This is a genomic window from Actinosynnema pretiosum (assembly GCF_024171695.1).
Taxonomy (GTDB): Bacteria; Actinomycetota; Actinomycetes; order Mycobacteriales; family Pseudonocardiaceae; genus Actinosynnema; species Actinosynnema pretiosum.
In genome coordinates this window covers 156690-176899 of the sequence record NZ_JAMTCF010000001.1, presented here as the reverse complement: position 1 = coordinate 176899, position 20210 = coordinate 156690, and the positions used below count along the sequence as shown (strand labels likewise).

Genomic DNA, 20210 nt, shown 5'->3' with positions numbered 1-20210 from the left:
CGCTCCGGTGGAATTCTCAACGTTCAACGGCTGAACGTTGAACCAATCCGGCCCCGCGCTCGTTCCAGGAGGGTGTCTACCGCCGACCACCCCCGAGAGGCCGTGAAGATCATGCCCCTCTCCAGCCCCGAACCCGACCCGACCACCCTGATCAAGCGCGAGTCCCGCCAGTCCGGCCCGCAGAGCCAGACCGGCGCCCAGAACCAGACTGGCGCCCAGAACCAGACCGGCCGGCAGAACCAAGCCCCCCAGGGCCAGCCGGCCGCCCCCCAGGGCCAGTCCGCCGCGTCCGGAGTCCCGGCGGGGGACTGGGCCACCGGCCTGTTCAAGAAGCTGGAGCCGCTGCCCGAGGGCCGCGAGCCGCTGCGGGTCGACGTCGTCGGCGGCGGACCGGTCGGCCTCATCTTCGCCTGCACCCTGCGCGCCATGATGGGCGACCAGGTCGTCATCCGGGTGCACGACCGCCGCTGGCGCAGGCAGGGCAACCGCGTGGTCTGGATGGACCTCGCCGAGGGCAACGTGCGCCGCGAGCAGGTCGTGACCCTGCAGAGCAACGTCTGGTCCACCCTGCCGGAAGCCGTGCGGCGCAGGCTGTTCGCGCCCGGCCGGTACGCCGAGATGTGGCCGCTCGGCCCCGACTCGCCCGCCGACCGGGGCAGGCCCCGCAACCTGCGCATCCGCTGGATCGAGGACTGCCTGCTCGACATGGCGCAGGACGTCTACGGCATGGAGCTCGTCCCCGGCCCGTACACCCCGCCCGAGACCTGGGGCCCCACGCACATCCTGGCCGTCGCGGACGGCGCCAACTCGCCCACCCGCGCCGCACTGTCCGAGCACTTCGGCGCGCCCGACCGGAACTTCTACTCGGTCGACGGCGAGCAGCTCGTGGAGACCGTGCTGGGCGTGCGCATCCGGGGCGTGCTGCCCGACGAGCACACCGTCCCGCTGACCGTGGCCCAGAACCGCTACCTGTTCAACTCCCTCGGCGGCGGCTTCATCAACATGCGCCTGACCGCCGAGGAGGCCTCGGAGATCGTCGCCATCGGCGAGCACTCGCCGGTCGACTGCATCGCCCGCTACCGCTGCACCATGCGCCCGCGCGGCGACCGGTTCGTCTGCGACCGGCACCGCGCCGTGTTCAAGCCGTCGATCGACCGCCTGTCGTTCCTGTGGCCGCGCATCCTCGACGGCGCCCGGTACTTCGGCGCGCAGCCGCAGGACATCCTCGGCATCACCATGTTCAAGCTGAGCATGAGCCAGAACGCCCGCTTCACCGCGCAGCTGGGCCGCACCACGTTCGGCTTCCTGATCGGCGACGCCGGGAACTCGCTGCACTTCTGGCCGGGGCGCGGCCTGAACACCGGGGTGAAGAGCGCGCTGTCGCTGGCCGGGACGCTGCGCTCGCGCTGGTCCGGCCGCAGGTTCCGGTTCGCGGACTTCTCCGCGCACGAGGGCCTGATGCAGCAGTTGCAGTACCGGGAGAAGTCCCGCGCGTGGGTCACCATGCTGATGCCCGACGAGGACGGCGTGAACCGGGGCATCGAGGACCGGCTGCGCGCGGGCCTCGAAGGTCCGGCGGACCGACAGGCGCTGGTCAACGAGCTGTGGGCGCGGGTGAAGGAGGTCAAGAGCAGGCTGGGCGGCCGGATGGGCCCGCTGCCCGACGACGGCTGGTACCTGCGCCGGGTCGAGTCGCTGCCCACCCGCACGCTCAAGGCGCTGGTCGAGTCCGGCCAGTGGATCACCCGCGAGATCGGCGGCGACGAGGTCGCGGTGGACGTGCAGTTCCCCGAGGCCGCGCCGTTCGGCCAGGACGTGGTGCCGACGGTGGCCCGCTACCGGACCTCCGAGCACCCCGGCGCGAACCCGGCGAGCGGCCCGATCCCGCTGGTGGGCAACAACCCCTCGAGCGGCCCGATCCCGGTGCCCGGCGTGAACCCGGCCAGCGGCCCGATCCCGATCGGCGCGCAGGCGCACGGCGGCCAGCTCCGCTGACGACCCGACGGGTCCACTGCGGTCGGTCGGTCGGGCGCCGCGCTGGGTGTCCGACGAGCGCCGCCGCACGCGCCGAAGAGCCCCGGCCCGCAGCACTCCGAGGAGTCCTGCGGGCCGGGGCCGCCTGCGGGTACCGGTCTACCTGCCGCCCACGATGTCGCGGGTCACGGCCGCCTGCTCGGTCAGCACACCGCCGATCATCGTCTGCGTCTCGTTGATCCGGTCCACGATCTGGCCGATCGCGGCCAGCGAGGTCACCACGCTGCCCGCGTCGGACTGGATGGCGCTGATCAGCCGCGCCACGTCCTCGGTCGCCCGAGCCGTGCCCTGGGCCAGCTCCTTGACCTCGTTCGCCACGACCGCGAAGCCCTTGCCCGCGTCACCGGCGCGCGCGGCCTCGATGGTGGCGTTCAGCGCCAGCAGGTTGGTCTGCTCGGCGATGCTGTTGATGACCTTGACGACGTCGCCGACCTCGTTGCTGGACTGGGCCAACCGGTCGACGGCCTGGTTCGCGTCGGTGGTCAGCGTCGCCGCCTCGGCGGCCACGCCGGTCGCCTGCACGACGTTGCGCTCGACCTCCTCGATGGAGGTCACCAGCTCCGCGCCCGCCGAGCTGATCCTGGTGGTCTCCCTGATCCGCTCCAGCGACTGCGACACCAGGAAAGCCGTGTTGCGCAAGGAGTTCTCGCGGCTGTCGCTGAGCTCGACCTCCTCCAGGGTGAAGAAGTCCATGGTGCCGATGACCACGTCGTGCACGACCAGCGGCAGGCACACCCCGGACTTCACGCCCGCGCGCCGGGCGACGGGGGCGCGCACGCAGTCGGTCATCTCGGCGAGGTCGCGCACGAAGAGCATCTCGCGGGACTTCCAGGCGCGCCCGGCCAGCCCGACGCCCTCGCGGAACGAGGCCTCGCGGGTGATCTTGCGGAACTCCTCGCCCGCGTCGCCGGACTCGGTGACGAACCGCAGCTCCTGCCCGGTCGGGTCCACCGCCCAGAACGAGCCGTAGGCCCAGCCGAACTCGCTGCGCACGGTGTCCAGCGCCTGCCGGGTGGCCTCCTCCTCGGAGGTGGCCGTGCCGAGGCCGCGCAGCACGGTGTTGACCGCCTGCAGGTCCAGCGCCGCGGCGGCCTGGACCTCGGAGTCGGTGACCCGCTCCAGCGCCTGCGAGACGAGCAGCCCGATGCTGCGCAGCGCGTCCAGCCGCTGCTCGGACGGCGTCAGGTGCTCCAGGGTGAAGAAGTCCATGGTGCCGACGACCCGGCCCTTGGACATCAGCGGGAAGCAGATGCCGGACTTGACGCCGACCCGCTGCGCGGCGGGGGCGCGCACGCAGTCCTTGACCGTGCCCAGGTCCTCCACGAAGACCAGGCCCCTGGTGCGCCAGGCGCGCCCGGACAGGCCGACGCCCTCGGCGAACGAGGCCTCCTGGGTGACCTTGCGGAACTCCGCGCCCGCGTCGCCGGACTCGACCGCGAACCGCAGCGTCCGGCCCGCCTTGTCGATGCGCCAGTAGGAGCCGTAGACCCACCCGAACTGCTGGCGGACCGCGTCCAGGGCGACCTTGACCGCCTGCGCGCTGGTGGTGGCCCCGTCCAGCGCCTTGACCACCGCGGTGACCGCGGCGGCGTTCTGCTGCGCCTCGGCGACGGTCGACCTCACGTCGGGGACGTCCGCCGTCCGGCGTCGGGACTTCCAGAAGGGCATCGCCCACTCCTGTTGCTGTGGGCCGGGCGGACCCCGGCTGGTGGTACCGGTGGGAACGGCGAAACCGAAACGCACCTGAACCCTTTTCCGCAGCTGTGGATTAACGGCCACCCGAACGGGTGACACGGGCGGGTGAGCGGGTTTTCCCTCAACCCGTGCCGGACGACGTCGAAAGCAGGTGCGACACACGTGGGCTGCCGCCGGGCCCGCACACCTCAGCCAGGAGCGTCCACATGACCCTGCTCGTCCCCCTCGTGAACCTCGAACGGCTGACCGAAGCCACCCGGTACGACACCACCAACCCCGCGCTGCGCGGGAAGCTGGACGCGCTGGTGAAGCGGGCCGCCGACAAGCTCGGCATGAAGATCGGCCTGGCCACCTTCGTCATGGACACCACCACGCACGCCATCGCCTCGCACGGCACCGCCACCGGCATGATCGAGGCCGGGGTGCCCGCCGAGTGGAGCTTCTGCTCGCGCGTCGTGCTGACCGGCTGCGACTACACGGTCACCGACGCGACGGTCGACCCGTCGTGGGAGGACAACCCGGCGGTGACCGTCATCGGCGCGCGCAGCTACGCGGGCGTGCCGCTGGTGGCCCCGAACGGGCAGGTCATCGGCGCGCACTGCGTCGTGGACACCAAGCGGCGCGAGTTCGACGCGGCCGAGCTGGCGCACCTGCGCGAGTCGGCGAAGGAGATCATGCGGGTGATGCAGGACTACCGGGCCTCGAAGGAGGACTGACCCGAGGCCTCCGCCCAGGTCCCGCCGACGTCGGAACGGCCCCGTTCACCGGAACGGGGCCGTTTTGCGTCGGACGGGTGACCACCGGGTAGGCGAGGTGCGCACCCGGCGAACGTGCTCGCCGGGGCCGCCCGTCGACGGGCGCGACGAGCCAGGGGGTCCCCGTGGGCTGGATCGGACGTTCGTGTGAACGCCTCACCGCCTTCCACGCGCGTGCGCGGGAAGTGAGGCCTCCCCGTGCCAGGCTGGGCCGACGTGGTCCGGTGGTGGTTCTCGGCGTGCTGGGGGTGCTGGTGGCAGGCATGACGCCCGCGACGGCTCAGGTGGCGATGGCGGCGGCCCTGCCGCTGCCGTACGGCGGGGGAGCGGACCAGGTCGTGGCGGTGGTGGTCGAGCGCCCCGACGCCACGACCGGGACCCTCACCGGCTGGCGCAGGGACGGCGGCGCGGGCTGGCGGCTGGAACTGGGCCCCGCGCCCGTGTTCGTCGGCGCGGCGGGCGTCGGCGAGGCGAACGAGTGGACCGCCCGGACCCCGGCGGGCGCGCACCGGCTGACCGAGTCCTTCGGCACCCTCCCGCCGCTGCCCGAGGGCAGGCTGCCGTACCGCAGGGTCGACGGCGACGACTGGTGGGTCTCGGACCAGGACTCCCCGCTGTACAACACCCATCAGCGCTGCGCGCCGGGCACGTGCCCCTTCGACGAGTCGAAGAGCGAACGCCTGTCCCACGCGGGCGAGGCGTACACCCGCGCGATCGTGATCGACTACAACCGCTCCCCGGCCGTGCCGGGACGGGGTTCGGCGTTCTTCCTGCACGTGTGGACCGGAGGTCCCACGGCGGGCTGCGTCAGCGCGGACGCCCCGGTGGTGAACCACCTGCTGTCGTGGCTCGACCCGACGGCGAGGCCGGAGGTGCTGATCGGGGTGGGCTGAGCCCGCGGTTCCTTCGCCCACCGCACGGTCAAACCCATTGCCGGTCATTTTCACGAGCTATTTCCGAAGCAGTTTTTCACCCGATGAGGTGTGCAATTGTCCACGTCCGGGTATCTGGTCCGTGACACAAAGCCACCACATCGGGAGGAGGGCGTCATGCCCTGGGTCCGTCAGCACCGCAGGCACGTCCCCGGCAGCTGGTTCCGCACCACCACGGTCCACCCGCACCACCGCCGCCGCGCGGGCAGCCTGCCGCTGATCCCGGTCGCCATCGGCGCCGTGGTGGCGATCCTGGTGCTCCTGCTCATCATCTTCTAGCGTCCTCGGCGGGCGCGTCGACGTAGGCCGTCCGGCCGTCGCCGCGCCCGCCGAGGGTGATCTGAATCGCTCTTCTCGTCCCCTTCCGGCACGTTTCCGTGTGCCTGATCACTTGTGAGCTCAGCGTGTTGACCTGGCTGCACAGCGCAAGCAAGCTGTGCCAGCTTTGATCGACTTCACGCGAGCCTCACAAGGGTTCGCCAGTGCTCCTGGCAAGGGGAAGCGTCTTGCGTCGCAGAACAACACCACCCCGGTCACACCCCGTCCTCCGCAGATCCATCGCGCTGGCCACCGCGATCGTGCTCGGCGTCAGCCTGAGCCAGCCCGTGGCCAACGCCCAGCAGGTCCCGGTTGCCCCTCCCGCGCAGCCCATCAGGTCCGAGGACCTCGCGCCACTGCCCAGCCACCCCGGTGACGCCGTAGCCCCCGAGTGGCCCGGTGGTGAGCACGCCCAACCAGGGGCTGCGCCGCTCAAGCTCAACGACCCCGACGCCCCCGCTCGCACCGACGACCGTGAGCTCACCGGTTACGTCGAGGGCGAGTCGAAGCTGGTGGAGCGCAAGCCCACCGCCGACATCTACGTCAACCCCGATGGCAGCAAGGCCGCCAAGCTCTTCCAGGACGTCGTCAACGTCCCCGAGGACGGGGACGGCGACCTCGTGCCCGTCGACCTCACGCTGGAGAACGAGAACGGCGAGGTCAAGCCCAAGCAGGCCCCCGCCCAGGTGAGCCTGCCCGCGCGCACCGACGGCGACGCCGCGATCGCAGTGGCCGCCTACGACAGCAACGCGCAGGCATCCCTGGTGTTCGAGGGCCTGGCCGACCGGGTCGCCGAGTTGAACGGCCAGATCGCCACCTACCGCGACGTGCAGCCCGGCGTCGACCTCGAACTGCACTCCATGTCCTCCGGCGCCAAGCACGTGTTCGTGCTGAACCGCGCCGTCGAGGAGACCGAGTGGCGCTTCACCCTGAACGTCCCGGCAGGCCACACCCCCGAGCAGCAGAGCGACGGCGCGATCCTGGTCAAGGACGCCGACGGCGCCGCGAAGTTCGCCGTGGCCGCCCCGAAGATGTGGGACGACGTCCGCGACGAGCGTTCCGGCGAGTGGCGCACCGGCCCGGCGACCCAGCGCCTGGAGCGCGACGGCGACCGCTGGAAGGTCGTCCTCTCGGCTGACCACGCGTGGGTCAACGCGAGCGACCGCAAGTTCCCGATCAAGGTCGATCCCGGCCTGCACACCCTGCTCGCGGCCTTCGACGCCTACGTCACCGACCACGACCTGTGGCGCGACAACAACTACGACGTCGACTGGGAAGCCGACCTGGGCTACATCAACAAGGTCGGCTACTGGCCGGGCGCGGGCAACAACCGCACCTACGCTTTCTACGACTTCCTGCCGCACGTGTGGGGCAAGCAGATCATCAGCGCCACCTGGGCCGGCTACTGGGTCTACTCCAACCTGTCCAGGCCGACCAACGTCCGGCTCCGCGACGTGGCGTGCGACTGGGGCCGCACGTCGATCACCTGGAACAACCAGCCCTGCCTCGGCTCCTACCAGGCGAACTCCACCGGTGTCGGCGGCAAGCCCACCGAGATCGACGTGACCGGTTGGGTCGCGGACTGGGCCTCGGGCAAGGGCAAGTACCACGGATTCATGATCGACACCACCGACGGCCAGGACGGCTGGAAGAAGATGGCGGCCGCCGAAGCGGGCTCCAAGGGCGCCTCGGTCATGATCATCAGCTACAACGACCAGCCCACCCAGCCCGTCAACCTCGGCTGCTCCGACTGCACCACGCACAGCCGTGAGGTGCCGCTGCGCGTCAGCAGCAACGACGCCAACAACGACAAGCGGATCGTCCAGTACTTCGTCTCCACCGAGTCGAACGTCATGGACACCTACTTCGCGTCCGGTCAGTCGGAGATCCAGCCCGGCCAGTCCGAGGCCCGCTGGCAGCCGCCGAAGGAATCGCTGCGCTGGAACCAGAAGTACTTCTGGCAGGCCCGCGTGCGCGACGACTACATGCCGTCCGGCTCCTGGTCCTACTCACCGGTGTGGAACTTCACCCCGGTCAACCAGACCCCGCCGGTCCCCGCCCCGGACAAGCCGGTCGACCGCGCCGTGGTCTCCACCAAGCAGCCCGTGCTCACCTCGGGCGCGGTCACCGACCCTGACGCCGGCGACGTTGCGCAGTACGAGTTCTCCATCGCCACCGGCAAGGACGGCCGCACCGGCCTCGTCGCCAGGTCCGGCTGGCTCGACAAGCCCGAGTGGACCGTGCCGAACGGCGTCCTCAAGGACGGTGTCGGCTACACCTGGACCGTGCGCAGCCGCGACCGCGACCAGGACTCGCAGTCCCAGCACGCGCCCGTCCGCCAGTTGCGCGTCGACCTCCGGCTGGGCGCCCAGCCCGTCGTGGCCACCGACAGCGCGGGTCCGCTGAGCGTCAACCTCGCCAACGGCAACCTCACCACCAGCCTGGGGACGCCGAAGATGAACACCGTCGGCGGCGAGGTCGGGCTGAACCTGGCCTACAACTCGTTGCTGGTCGAGGAGTCCGGCCTGGTCGGCTCGTACTTCACCGGCGACTCGCTGGAGGGCATCACGGACGGCGAGGAACCGGTCCTGGTGCGCACCGACGCGCAGGTGTCGTTCAACTGGGGGGACCAGTCCCCCTACGAACCGGTGGTGGGCAAGGACGGGTTCCGGGTCCGCTGGCAGGGCTTCGTCAAGGTGCCCGAGACCGGCTCCTACAGCTTCGGGGGCCAGTACGACGACGGCCTGCGGGTGTGGATCGGGGACGACAAGGTCTTCGACCAGTGGACCAACAACTGCACCTGCGGTGGCCCGGCCAAGTTCGACGGCGCCGTGACCAAGCAGTTCACCGCGGGCGTCACCTACCCGATCCGGATCGAGTACCGGGAGTTCTCCGGCCCGGCCGACATCGCGCTCTGGGCGCGCCAAGGCGACGCCGCCGCCATCCCGGTGCCCGCTTCCTGGTTCACCCCGACCGCGTCCGCGCTGCCGCCCGGCTGGGTGCTGTCCGCCGACGTCGCGGCGCTGGGCGCCGGCTACACCAAGGCGACCCCGACCGAGTCCGGCGTCACCGTCCTGGACAACAGCGGGGCGACGCACACGTACACCAAGACCTCCGACGGGGGCTACCGCCCGCCCGCGGGCGAGTACGGCACGCTCTCCCGCGACGCCGACGGCAAGCTGACGCTGATCGACACCGACGGCGCCACCCACGTGTTCGGCGCTTCCGGTTAGCTGGAGGCGGTCACCTCGCCCGCCGACGCCCGCAAGCCCGCGGCGGCGCGCCTGGAGTGGACCCAGTCCGACCTGATCAGCCCGATCCCCAGGCTGACCAGGATCACCGACCCGGTGTCGAACCGGGCGATCACCCTGCACTACGCCGGTGACCAGGCGTGCGCGCCCGTGGGCAACTACCACCCGACCCCGCCGGGCTACCTGTGCGCGGTCAAGCTCCCGGACGGCGCGACCACCAACCTGTTCTACCTCAACGGAAAGCTGGGCCGCTTCCAGAACCCCGGAGACGAGAACCACGACTTCGGGTTCAACGAGCACCACCTGATCGACCAGATGCGCACCCCGCTGGCCATCGACTGGATCGTCGTCGACGGCGCCAAGCGCAACACGTTCGGCCCGAACCACCGCGTCCACTACGACGGCCTGCCCACCAAGCGGGTCGCCGAGCTCTCCTTCCCGGAGCCCAGCGGCTTCGAGCAGAACCCGACGCGGCGCGCCCAGCACACCTACACCTACGGCCAGGACTGGACCGAGGTCGATATCGTCGGCATGGCGACCGGACCCGGCTTCTCCCGGAAGGTCACCCGCGACCTCGGTGGCCGCACGCTGACCGACACCGACGGAACCGGCCGCACCAAGTCCTACGAGTGGGCCGAGGACGACAAGCAGTTGTCCGTCACCGACCCGGCGGGCCGCAAGTCCACCACGGTCCACGACTCCAAGGGCAACCCGATCGAGAGCTACGGCCCCGCGCCCGCCCGCTGCTTCGGCGGCGACCGCAGGCCGCTGGCCCCTGCTCCCGAGGGCTGCGACAAGATTCCGACCACCAGGACCGGCTACGACGAGGGCTTCACCGGCCTGGGTGCCACCTGGTGGACCAACCCGTCGTTCTCCGGTGAGGCCGCGGCCTACTCCACCTCGCCGGTCAACGTGGACTGGCGGGCGAGCAAGCCCGTCGACAAGGTCGACTTCACCTCGGCCCTGTCCGCCCGCCTCACCGGTGCGCTCCAGGTCGGCACGGCAGGCTCCTACGAGTTCTCCACCGCCGAGGACGACCCGTCCGACGGCGTGCGCGTCTACGTCGACGACAACCTGGTGCTCGACCGCACCTACTCGTCGTCGGTCCTGCAGTCCGCGCCGGTCGGCTACTGGCGGCTCGGCGAGAACACCACCGTCCTGAAGGACTCCTCCGGCCACGGCCGCGACGGCGCCTACGCGGGCACCGTCAAGCAGTGGCAGACCGGCGCGCTCCCGGACGACCAGAGCGCGGCGGTGGACTTCCGCGGCGGCCAGGCGCAGGTCGCGCCCGAACCGTTCGACCTGGCGGGCCCGCTCACCCTGGAGGCTTGGGTCAAGCCGCGCCCGAACGACGCCAAGGGTGGCTGGCACGACATCATCAGCCGCTGGAACGGCGGCGACAACAACGCCATGCCGTACGAGTTCACCCTCACCCCCGAGGGCAAGCTGGAGTTCCGGCAGATCGGCGAGACGGGCGGCCTGCAGCGGGCGCTGTCCGAGGGATCGGTGTCGCTGAACCAGTGGAACCACCTCGTCGTGACCCGCGACGCCGACAACAAGGTCACCTTCTACCTCAACGGCAAGAAGTCCGGTGACAAGAAGTTCGAGGTCAAGGCCAAGACCAACGCGATCCCGCTGACCATCGGCAACCGTCCCGGCGGCACCACCACGGACGCCGTGCTCGACGAGGTGGCCGTGTACGACCGGCCGCTCACCGAGAAGGAGGTCTCCGGGCACAGCGCGGCGGCGGGTGCGGTCAACACGCCCAAGGTGAAGAGCACTCTGTCCCAGGGCAGCCACCGGGTGCGTGTCGAGTACTCGCAGCGCGCCCTCACCGGCAACTTGACCAGGGACACCGGCGCGGCCTCCGTGCTGTGGAAGCGCGACGGGGAGGCGGCGACCGCCGTGCCCGCCGACGTGCTCACCCCCGACTACGGTCTGACCACCTCGTCCACCGTCTCCGACTCGGACAGCAGGCCTGACCGCAGGACCACCACCTCCTACACCGGAGACGGCCACGACCCGGCCTACGGCCTGGTCACCTCGACGGCGCTCGACCCAGCAGGCCTGAACCTGGTCAACGGCACCGGGTACGAGAAGCCCGGTGAGGGCTTGCGGCGCAGGTCCTCACGACAGCTCCCCAGCGGCGCGCAGATCGCCCACACCTACTACGGCAACACCGAGGCCCGAGCCAACCCCTGCCAGCCAGGGGCCGCACCGGTCGTCCAGTCCGGGTTGAGCAAGACCTCTGGTGGCGTCTCCGGTCGGGTCGACGAGCGGGTCTACGACCTGCGGGGCCGGGTGGTCGCCGAGGCCGCGCCCGGTGGCTGGACCTGCACCGCGTACGACAGCCGGGGGCGGATGACGAAGATCGCGCACCCGGCGAGCGGCTCCACGCCCGCCCGCGTGGTGTCCTACGACTACGCAGTCGGCGGCGACCCGCTGGCGACCTCGGTGTCCGACTCCTCGGGGACCATCACCACCAGGGTCGACCTGCTGGGCCGGATCGCCTCCTACACCGACGTCCACGGCCTGACCACCACCCCGGAGCTGGACCTCGGCGGCCGGGTGGTCCGAGAGACCACGAAGGCGCCTGGCCAGGCCGGTGTCCTGCCCGCGACCGAGACGACCTACGACGACGCAGGTCGTGTGCTCACTCTCCGCGTCGGCGGAGAGCTGGTGGCCACCGCCACCTACGACAGCGCCGGTGAGCTGTCCGGTGTCACCTACGGCAACGGTTCCGCGCTCCGCTCACTCGGACAGGACGCGTCCGGGCGGGTCACGTCGCTGGCGTGGCGCACCTCGGACGGCCGCGACGTGGTCTCCTCGGTGACCAGGTCGAAGTCCGGCATGGTCGTGGACGAGTCGCTGGGCGGCGTGGACGCCCGTCCCGACGGTCCGAACTACTCGTACGACGCGGCGGGCAGGCTCGTGGAGGCCTACGTCCCAGGCCACCACTACAGCTACGACTTCACCTCACCCGCTCCCCAGGGGTGTCCCGAGGGGACGGTCGGCAACGCCGGTCGCAACACCAACCGGGTCCGCTTGGTGGACCGCGCCGCGTCCGGCACCACCGAGACCGGCTACTGCTACGACAGCGCGGACCGGCTCGTCGCCGTGGTGGGGGACACCCAGGTGACGGACATCCGCTACGACGAGAGCGGCAACACCACCCGCTTCACCTCGGGCGGCTCGACCACCCACCTGGAGTGGGACTCCGAGGGCCGCAACACCTCGGCCCGCTCGGAGGGCGCGGATCCCGCCGAGGTGACCTACCGGCGTGACGCGCAGGGCCGCATCGTGGAGCGCGTCGAGGTCGTCGATAGCAAGAGCAGGGGCAACAGCTACGGCCACACCGCGGACGGGGACACCGCGGACGTGATCCTGGACGCGGCAGGCCAGGTCGTGTCCAGGACCGTGTCGCTGCCCGGTGGCGCGCTGCTCACCCTGCGCGGTGACGGCACCACCTACGACCACCCGAGCGTGCGCGGCGACCTGGTGCTCACCACCGACGCGAAGGGCGAGCAGGTCGGAGATCTGCGCTTCTACAGCCCGTTCGGCGAACCGCTCAAGCCCAACGGCACGCCCGACCCCGACGCCGTCCCGGACAACCTGCCGGGCGGCGCCGACTACGGGTGGCTCGGCCAGCACCAGCGGCCGTACGAGCACGCGGGGGCGCTGTCGCTGGTCCAGATGGGCGCGCGGCCGTACAGCCCGCTGCTGGGGCGGTTCCTGTCGGTCGACCCGGTGGACGGCGGTAGCGCCAACGACTACGACTACGCCAACGGCGACCCGATCAACCAGCTCGACCTCGACGGCAACTGGCCGGACTGGGGGAAGGTGGGCAGCTTCGTCATAAAGAACCGAGGCACGATCGCCAGTGCTGGCGCCGCCGTGGGCTGCATGCTCACGGGCCTGCTGGCCTGCGGTATTTTCACTGCAGGAGCTTACGCGGTCAATGCCCTGCAGCGCATCGCTGAACAGGGCTTCCGCAAGTCGCTCAAGGCGAACGCGGCCGACCTGGTGCTCACAGTGGGCACGTTCGGCTTGTTCACGGTTCCCGTGGGGCTCGCCACCAAGGTCGGTGGGACAGGGCTTCGCGCTGGAGTCTCCAACACGCCCAAGGCGCTGCAGAAGGCGAACCGCCCGGTGAACAAGAACACCTACACCCAAAAGCAGATGGCGGCTGTCAACGTCGTCAGCACGGTCGTCGACCCAGGGGTCGTCAAGGCTGCTTTCTGCGTCGCGAAGCAAACCGCTCGGCGAGTTGCCTGCGCGTTCTGACCAAAGGGTGGTGCGCACGAGAGGTTCGTGCGCACCACCCCGCCCTGTCCCGAACCTGAACTGAGTAGGTTGATCCCGTGATTCTTCGAAGCCCGTTCCGCTGGATCGCCACATCGGGCTTGTCCTGCATCGCCCTCGTCATGGCGGTTGTCGCCGCTGTCTGCATCGTCTACGACGATTACTGGGCGGCTTCTCTGTTCTTCCTGTTCGCCGCCTTCGCCGTTCTCATGGTCGTGCTGGGCCTGCGTCAGCACGTGGTGCTGGAGGAAGGCGTGGTGGGGCTGCGCACCGAGTGGCGGACCAAGCGGATTCCGGTGGCGGACATCCGAGACGTGGACGTGGTGAAGATCCACGTCGGTTTCGTGCTCCCGGTCAGCTTCCCACGCCTGTGGCTGGACGAGGAGAACGTCGAACTGCTGTTCATGCTGCGCCAGATCACCTTCGGCGAGGAGAACCCGAAGGTGATCGCGCAGGCCAAGGCAGTGCACGACCACGTCTTCGCCGGGCGCGCCGTCCCGGATGAGGCGGACAAGCCCGAGGGCTGACCCGCCCGCCCTTCACCCGGCGGTGGTGGCCGTGCTCGCCTCCGGCTCTGTCCGCCGTTCCGGCACCGCCGCCGCCGCTTTCCACTGCTTCAGGTCCCGGTTCGCCATCGCCGGGTGTCCCGCCGTGTCCCGCTGCCCGCCCTGCGACTCCGAGCCCAGCGCCGTTGCCGCCGCCAGTGCCAGCGTGGCGTGTGCCTGAGCCCGCGTCAGCAGTTCCCCGCGCGCGGCGGCGTCGCTGGTCTCGTCCGCCTCGGTGAGGCAGTCCTGCGCCCTGGTGTAGTGCTCCGCTCCGGTCATCACCCCATCGTCGTGACCGTTTGCCCCGTTCGGAACCGCTGGCCGGGCGGTATCGAATCGGCCTCATGGAATGGAGCGCCGCTCGTCACCCGGAAAAGAATCACCCCCCGACCCGCCGGTGCAGCAACCCGAACCGCGACCACATCCCCTCCGCCGTCTCTATCGACGCCGCCGTCCGCTCCGGGTCGATCGCCGCCAGCTGCGCCACCACCGCCTGCGCCACCGCCACCCCCGCCGTCAGCGACGGGAAGAACGCCACCCCCTCCGCGGGCACCAGCAGCACCTCCTCCGCCGCCGACGACAGCGCCGGGCTGGCCGCGTCCGTCACCGCGAACACCCGCGCCCCCCGCTCCCGCGCCTCGTTCGCCGCCAGCACGGTGCTCTCGTACAACCGCCAGAAGCTCACCGCGATCAGCACGTCCCGCTCGTCCACGGCCGCCACCGCGTTCGCCAGCTCCGCGTCCCCGCCCGACACCGCCACCACGTCGTACCCGGCCAACCGCGCGTTGTGCGCCAGCGCCGTCCCCACCGCCGCGTAGCTGCCCGCCGCGATCACCAGCGTCCGCCGCGCCCCCGCGATCGCCCGCGCCACCACGTCCAGCACGCCCTCGTCCACCTTGCGGTGCAGCAGCGCCAACCCGTCCAGGTCCCGCCGCAGCGACGCCACCCCCGGCGACCCCGACCCCGTTCCCGCCAGCCCCGCGTCCAGGTGCTCGGCCGCCACCTGCGGCGCGCTCAGCGACGACAGGTACCGCGCCCGCAGCTCCTGCTGCAACGCGGGCCACCCCGCGTACCCGAGCGCCTGCGCGGTCCGCGTCACCGTCGCCACGTTCACCCCGGCGAGCTGCGCCAGCTCCGCCGTCGACCCGAACGACGCCCGCCTCGGCTGGGACAGCAGCAGCTCCAGCACCGCCGCCGCCTTGGGCCGCAACCCCCGCTCCGGCACGCGCCCGCGCAACCACTCGTCGAAGCTGTCGGTGCTGGAAGGGGTCCCGGTCGGCACGGGCGACACGCTACGCGGTCCCAGCGAGTGGACCGGCGCGACAATCCCGTAACACGGTGAATCTGCAACATCTATTGCAAATGGGCGAATCTGCACTATACGTTGCCTGCCAACATCCGGCTGGACCAGCACCCGCGGAGGGTTCGCATGTCCCTGTTGGCCCGTTTGGACCGCCTGCCGCTGAGCCGTCCCCACTACGGCCTGCTGCTCATCGGCGGTCTCGGCTACACCTTCGACGGCATGGACTCCGCCGTCGTGGCCTTCCTGCTGCCCAGCGTCCAGCAGGTGTGGGGCCTGGACAACGGGCACCTGGGCCTGATCGGCTCGGCCACCCCGTTCGGCTTCCTGTTCGGCGCGGCCATCGCGGGCCTGCTCGGCGACCGCATCGGCCGCAAGAAGGTCATGATGTACGCCCTGGCCTTCTACGCGGTGTTCTCCGTGGTCGCCGCCTTCTCGCCCAACTACGAGGTCTTCCTCGGCGCACGGGTCCTGGCAGGCGCGGGAGCGGGCGCGGAGAGCGCGATCATCGCCCCCTTCCTGTCCGAGTTCGTCCCCGCCAAGCGGCGCGGCTGGTTCGTCGGCGCGCTCGCCGGGTTCTTCTCGTTCGGCTTCGTCATGGCCGCCCTGATCGGCAGGTTCGTCGTCCCCGCCTCCGAGGACGGCTGGCGCATCGCCCAGCTCATCACCGCGCTGCCGATCGTCATGCTGCTGTGGTGGCGCCGCTCGCTCCCGGAGTCCCCGCGCTTCCTGCTCCAGCAGGGCAAGACCGCCGAGGCCGAGAAGGTCGTCGCGGACCTGGAAGCCCGCGTCGAGAAGGCCACCCGCCAGCCGCTCCCGCCGGTCGAGGAGAGCGCCACCGCCACCGGACCGGCCGCGCAGACCCCCAAGGTCACGCTCGTCAGCGCGCTGAAGTTCCTGTGGAGCCCGGCGATGGCCAAGCGCACCGCCGTGATCTGGCTGATCTGGTTCGTGATCACCTTCTCCTACTACGGCTTCTTCTCCTGGATCCCCACCCTGCTGGTCCAGCGCGGCATCACGGTGACCAAGAGCTTCGAGTTCTCGATCATCATCTACCTGGCCCAGATCCCCGGCTACTTCTCCGCCGCCTGGATCTCCGAGCGCCTGGACCGCAAGAACACCATCGCGATCTACCTCGCCGGCTCGGCGGTCAGCGCGTTCTGGCTGTCCCAGACCGAGACCCCGCTGACCATCACCCTCGCGGGCGCGGTGCTCTCGTTCTTCCTCAACGGCACCTACGCGGGCGTCTACTCCTACACCCCCGAGGTGTTCCCGACCTGGGTGCGCGCCACCGGAACCGGCCTGTCCAGCGCGTTCGGCCGCATCGGCAGCATCCTCGCGCCCACCATCATCGGCCTGTCCGCCGCCAGCCTCGGCTTCGCGGGCGTCTTCGGCCTCACCACGGCGGTGCTGGTGGTCGGCGTCGTGTGCGTGGTGGTGTTCGGCCTGTCCACGGCGGGCCGCTCCCTGGAAGACCTGACCGAGCGGGGCGGACCCGCCGACACCGCGAAGGAGATGGCCAAGTGAGCCAAGTGATCCTGGAGGACCTGGAGCAGCGGGTCCGCGAGGAGGTCGGCGCGCGGCTGTTCACCGTGCTGGCCTGGATTCCCGAGCGCGAGGCCCTGCGCCGCGTCCACAGCAGCCACCCCGAGCAGTACCCGGTCGGCGGCGAGAAGACCGTCGAGGTCGCCGCGGGCTGGATCGACCGCTGCATCACCCACGCCGAACCGTACTTCGGGCCGGACAGGGCCGCCGTGCGCGAGATCTTCGCCGACCACGACCTGATCGAGTCCCTCGGCTGCGGGACCATCGTGAACGTGCCCGTCCTGGACGGCGACCGCGTGCTCGGCGTGCTCAACCTGCTCGACGCCGAAGGCGCGTACACCGGGGAAACCGTTGCGGCGGCACAAGAACTGGCCCCGCTCGCCGTCCCCGCGCTGCGCGCCGCCCTGGAGGAGGCCCGATGAGCCTGCTGCTGCGCGACGCCGTCCTGCTCGAACCCGCCACCGGCGAGCGCGTCGAGGCCGACCTGCGCGTCGCCGAGGGCCGCATCACCGAGGTGGGACAACGACTTCCGGCCCCGGACGGCACCCGCGTGCTCGACGCGCGCGGCGCCGTCGTCATCCCCGGCCTGATCGACGCGCACGTCCACGTCACCGCCTCCACCGCCGACCTCGGCGCCCTGCCCGCCCTGTCCCCGTCCTACGTCACCGCGCAGAGCATCCGCGCCATGGGGGAGATGCTCGACCGGGGCTTCACCACCGTCCGCGACGCCTCCGGCGCCGACTGGGGCCTGGCCAAGGCCCAGCTCGACGGCCTGGTGCGCGGACCCCGACTGCACTTCTGCGGCAAGGCGCTGAGCCAGACCGGCGGCCACGGCGACGTGCGCACCCCCGGCGTCGCCGTGCACGACTCGCACCAGTGCTGCGCGGGCCTGGGGCGCATCGCGGACGGCGTGGACGCGGTCCGCACCGCCGCCCGCGACGAGCTGCGCAAGGGCGCCCACCACCTCAAGGTCATGGCGGGCGGCGGGGTCAGCTCGCCCACCGACCGGGTCGACTCGACCCAGTACTCGATGGACGAGCTGCGCGCCGTGGTGGAGGAGGCCGAGGCCGCCAACCGCTACGTCGCCGCCCACGCCTACACCGCCCGCGCCATCAACCGCGCCCTGGAGGCCGGGGTCCGCTCCGTCGAGCACGGCAACCTGCTCGACGAGAGCAGCGTCGAGCTCTTCCTGGCGCACAACGCCTTCCTGGTGCCCACGCTGGTCACCTACTGGGCGCTCAAGGAGGAGGGCGCGCGGTTCGGCCTGCCCGAGGCCAGCGTCCGCAAGGTCGACGACGTGCTCACCGCCGGTCTCGCGGGCCTGGACCTGGCCGCGCGCGGCGGCGTCCGCCTGGTCTACGGCAGCGACCTGCTCGGCGGGATGCAGCGGCACCAGAGCCGGGAGTTCCTGCTGCGCAGGGAGGTCCAGGACGCGCTGGACGTCCTGCGCGCCGCCACCAGCTCCGCCGCCGAGCTGCTCGGCGAGGTCGGCGAGATCGGCACCCTGGCCGTGGGCGCCCGCGCGGACCTCGTCGTGCTGGAGCGCGACCCGGTCGAGGACATCACCGCCCTGACCGAGCCGTCCGCGATCCGCTGGGTCGTCCAGGACGGCGAAGTCCAGGTGGGATAGGGGAGAACCGGCGGGGGCGCCCCAGGGACGACGTCCCGGACCGGCGCCCCCGCCGCCCGCCCCTCACGACCGCAGGTACGCCAGCACCGCCAGCACCCGCCGGTGCCCCGAGTCGTCCGGGTGCAGCCCGAGCTTGCCGAAGATCGACCGGATGTGCTTGCTCACCGCCGTCTCGCTCACCACCAGCAGCTCCGCGATCCGCCCGTTCCCGTGCCCCTCCGCCATCAGCGACAGCACCTCCCGCTCCCGCGCGGTCAGCGACCGCACCGGGTCGTCCACCCGCCGCCGCACCAGCAGCTGCGTCACCACCTCGGGGTCCAGCACGGTCCCGCCGTCCGCGACCCGCCGCAGCGCGTCCAGGAACTCCTCCACCCGCCCCACCCGCTCCTTGAGCAGGTACCCGACGCCACGCGCGCCACCGGCCAGCAGCTCCTGCGCCGACGAGTCCGCGACGTGCGCCGACAGCACCAGCACCGGCAACCCCGGCACCAGCTCCCGCGCGCGGGCCGCCGCCCGCAGCCCCTCGTCGGTGAACCCCGGTGGCAGCCGCACGTCCACCACCGCCACGTCCGGCCGGTGCTCCACCACGGCGGCGACCAGGGCGTCCCCGTCGTCCACCGCCGCCTCGACGGTCAGCCCCTCGCTCTCCAGCAGCAGCACCAACCCCTGCCGCAGCAGCGCGTCGTCCTCCGCGATCACGACGCGCACGGCAGCTCCACCCTGACCAGCGTCGGCCCGCCGACCGGGCTGCTCACCGTCGTCGTCCCGTCGAACGCCCCGACCCGCCGCCGGATGCCCGCGAGCCCCGACCCGCCGCCCTCGGCCGCACCGCCACGCCCGTCGTCCCCGATCTCGATCACCAGCTTGTCCGCCTTGGCCATCCGCACGCTCGCCCGCTCCGCCCCGCTGTGCTTGCCGATGTTGGTCAACGCCTCGGCGACCACGAAGTACGCCGCCGACTCCACCGCCGCGGGCGCCCGCCCCACGCCCTCGGTGGTCAGCGTGCACGGCACCCCGCAGTCCGCCACCAGCCCCGCGACCGCCCCGTCCAGCCCCTGCTCGGCCAGCACCGGCGGGTAGATCTGCCGCACCACGCCCCGCAGCCCGGACAGCGCGTCCCCGGCCGCGTCCCGCGCGCGCAGCACCAGCGGCAGCGCCGACTCCGGGTCCCGCCGCAGCGCCCGCTCCGCGATGCCCAGGTGCATCACCACCGCCACCAACCGGTTCTGCGTGCTGTCGTGCAGGTCCCGCTCGATCCGCCGCAGCTCCGCCCCGTGCGCCTCCAGCGCCTCGGCGCGGCTCGCGGTCAGCTCGGCCACCCGCCGCGACAGCGCGACCCGCCCACCCGGCGCCAGCAACCACCGCGCGACCCGCGCGTGCCGGTCCGCCAGCCACGGCACGGCCACCCACGCCAGCCCCAGGTACAGCGCGGCGGCCAGCGGCATCGTCGCCGCCCACGCCCACGAGGTCACCGGCCACGGCGCGGCCACCGGGTCGTCCGCAGGCGCCACCCACCAGTAGGCGGGCACCAGCAGGCTGTTCAGCGCCGCCAGCGGCAGCACCGCCCCGAACGCGGAGGCGATCAGCCCCACCGTCCCGTCCAGCGCCAACCAGCACGCCGTGCGCGGCAACGGCCCCTCGGGCACCGCCCGCCCGGTCCTGCCCTCGATCCGAGCCCGCTCCCGCCCGGCCCACCCGCGCAGCGCCGCCCGCGCCCTCGGCGCCAATAGCCACCCGACCCCGACCGCCGCCGAGGCCCCGACCAGCATCAACGCCGCGAACAGCCAGAGCGAGCCGAACCCGCGCAGCGCCCCGACCCCCAGGTAGTGCGCGGCGCCCCGCCACCGCAGCCACCGCCGCATCATGGCGGCAAGGGTATAGCTGGCACTACCGCGAACTGTCA

General features: G+C 71.6%; 15 protein-coding genes and 1 pseudogene. 10 read left to right on the top strand and 6 right to left on the bottom strand.

Going from position 1 to position 20210, the window contains the following annotated elements:
* Positions 1-72: 72 nt before the first annotated feature.
* The gene (locus LV78_RS00740; protein WP_253842559.1) at positions 73-1995 is read left to right on the top strand and encodes a hypothetical protein; all 1923 of its coding nucleotides are present in this window, start codon (positions 73-75) and stop codon (positions 1993-1995) included.
* A 138-nt stretch (positions 1996-2133) separates the two neighbouring features.
* Here LV78_RS00740 and LV78_RS42160 read toward each other — a convergent pair whose 3' ends face one another.
* On the bottom strand, positions 2134-2541 hold the full coding sequence (locus tag LV78_RS42160; protein WP_443612911.1) for a methyl-accepting chemotaxis protein: 408 nt from the start codon (positions 2539-2541) through the stop codon (positions 2134-2136).
* A 105-nt stretch (positions 2542-2646) separates the two neighbouring features.
* A pseudogene (locus LV78_RS00735) lies at positions 2647-3702 on the bottom strand (GAF domain-containing protein); the annotation flags it as partial.
* A gap of 233 nt (positions 3703-3935) precedes the next feature.
* Here LV78_RS00735 and LV78_RS00730 point away from each other — a divergent pair.
* The 6 genes from LV78_RS00730 to LV78_RS00705 all read left to right on the top strand — a co-directional run bounded on the left by LV78_RS00730 (position 3936) and on the right by LV78_RS00705 (position 13814).
* The gene (locus LV78_RS00730; protein WP_253842557.1) at positions 3936-4445 is read left to right on the top strand and encodes a GAF domain-containing protein; all 510 of its coding nucleotides are present in this window, start codon (positions 3936-3938) and stop codon (positions 4443-4445) included.
* A 263-nt stretch (positions 4446-4708) separates the two neighbouring features.
* Positions 4709-5377, top strand: coding sequence for a L,D-transpeptidase family protein (locus LV78_RS00725; protein WP_253842556.1), 669 nt, complete (start codon positions 4709-4711; stop codon positions 5375-5377).
* A 156-nt stretch (positions 5378-5533) separates the two neighbouring features.
* The gene (locus LV78_RS00720; RefSeq protein ID WP_015801570.1) at positions 5534-5695 is read left to right on the top strand and encodes a hypothetical protein; all 162 of its coding nucleotides are present in this window, start codon (positions 5534-5536) and stop codon (positions 5693-5695) included.
* 227 nt (positions 5696-5922) lie between these two features.
* Complete coding sequence (locus tag LV78_RS00715; protein ID WP_253842555.1) at positions 5923-8967, top strand: PA14 domain-containing protein; 3045 nt, start codon at positions 5923-5925, stop codon at positions 8965-8967.
* Between the two features lie 114 nt (positions 8968-9081).
* Positions 9082-13269 (top strand): LamG-like jellyroll fold domain-containing protein, encoded by a 4188-nt coding sequence (locus tag LV78_RS00710; RefSeq protein ID WP_253842554.1) that lies wholly within the window; start codon positions 9082-9084, stop codon positions 13267-13269.
* A 77-nt stretch (positions 13270-13346) separates the two neighbouring features.
* Entirely contained in the window at positions 13347-13814 is a 468-nt protein-coding gene (locus LV78_RS00705) for an EbsA family protein (RefSeq protein WP_253842553.1), read from the top strand.
* Between the two features lie 12 nt (positions 13815-13826).
* On the opposite strand, the gene LV78_RS00700 is transcribed toward LV78_RS00705, so the two are convergent.
* Positions 13827-14111 (bottom strand): hypothetical protein, encoded by a 285-nt coding sequence (locus tag LV78_RS00700; RefSeq protein ID WP_253842552.1) that lies wholly within the window; start codon positions 14109-14111, stop codon positions 13827-13829.
* A gap of 100 nt (positions 14112-14211) precedes the next feature.
* On the bottom strand, positions 14212-15123 hold the full coding sequence (locus tag LV78_RS00695) for a MurR/RpiR family transcriptional regulator (protein ID WP_253842551.1): 912 nt from the start codon (positions 15121-15123) through the stop codon (positions 14212-14214).
* Between the two features lie 138 nt (positions 15124-15261).
* Between LV78_RS00695 and LV78_RS00690 the strand changes: the two genes are divergently transcribed.
* Genes LV78_RS00690 through LV78_RS00680 form a run of 3 tightly spaced genes read left to right on the top strand, consistent with a single transcriptional unit; the run spans position 15262 to position 18307 of the window.
* Positions 15262-16659 carry an MFS transporter gene (locus LV78_RS00690; RefSeq protein WP_253842550.1) on the top strand — a complete coding sequence of 466 codons (1398 nt, stop codon included), beginning with the start codon at positions 15262-15264 and terminating at the stop codon, positions 16657-16659.
* Positions 16660-16664: 5 nt separating this feature from the next.
* Complete coding sequence (locus LV78_RS00685) at positions 16665-17099, top strand: GAF domain-containing protein (protein ID WP_308208665.1); 435 nt, start codon at positions 16665-16667, stop codon at positions 17097-17099.
* Positions 17096-18307: a metal-dependent hydrolase family protein gene (locus LV78_RS00680; protein WP_253842548.1), complete on the top strand. Its 1212-nt coding sequence runs from the start codon at positions 17096-17098 to the stop codon at positions 18305-18307. Before LV78_RS00685 ends, LV78_RS00680 begins: the two co-directional genes overlap by 4 nt.
* A gap of 63 nt (positions 18308-18370) precedes the next feature.
* Here LV78_RS00680 and LV78_RS00675 read toward each other — a convergent pair whose 3' ends face one another.
* Positions 18371-19015, bottom strand: coding sequence for a response regulator (locus LV78_RS00675; protein ID WP_253842547.1), 645 nt, complete (start codon positions 19013-19015; stop codon positions 18371-18373).
* Positions 19003-20172 (bottom strand): sensor histidine kinase, encoded by a 1170-nt coding sequence (locus LV78_RS00670; RefSeq protein WP_253842546.1) that lies wholly within the window; start codon positions 20170-20172, stop codon positions 19003-19005. The genes LV78_RS00675 and LV78_RS00670 overlap by 13 nt, the downstream gene beginning before the upstream one ends.
* Positions 20173-20210: the final 38 nt, after the last annotated feature.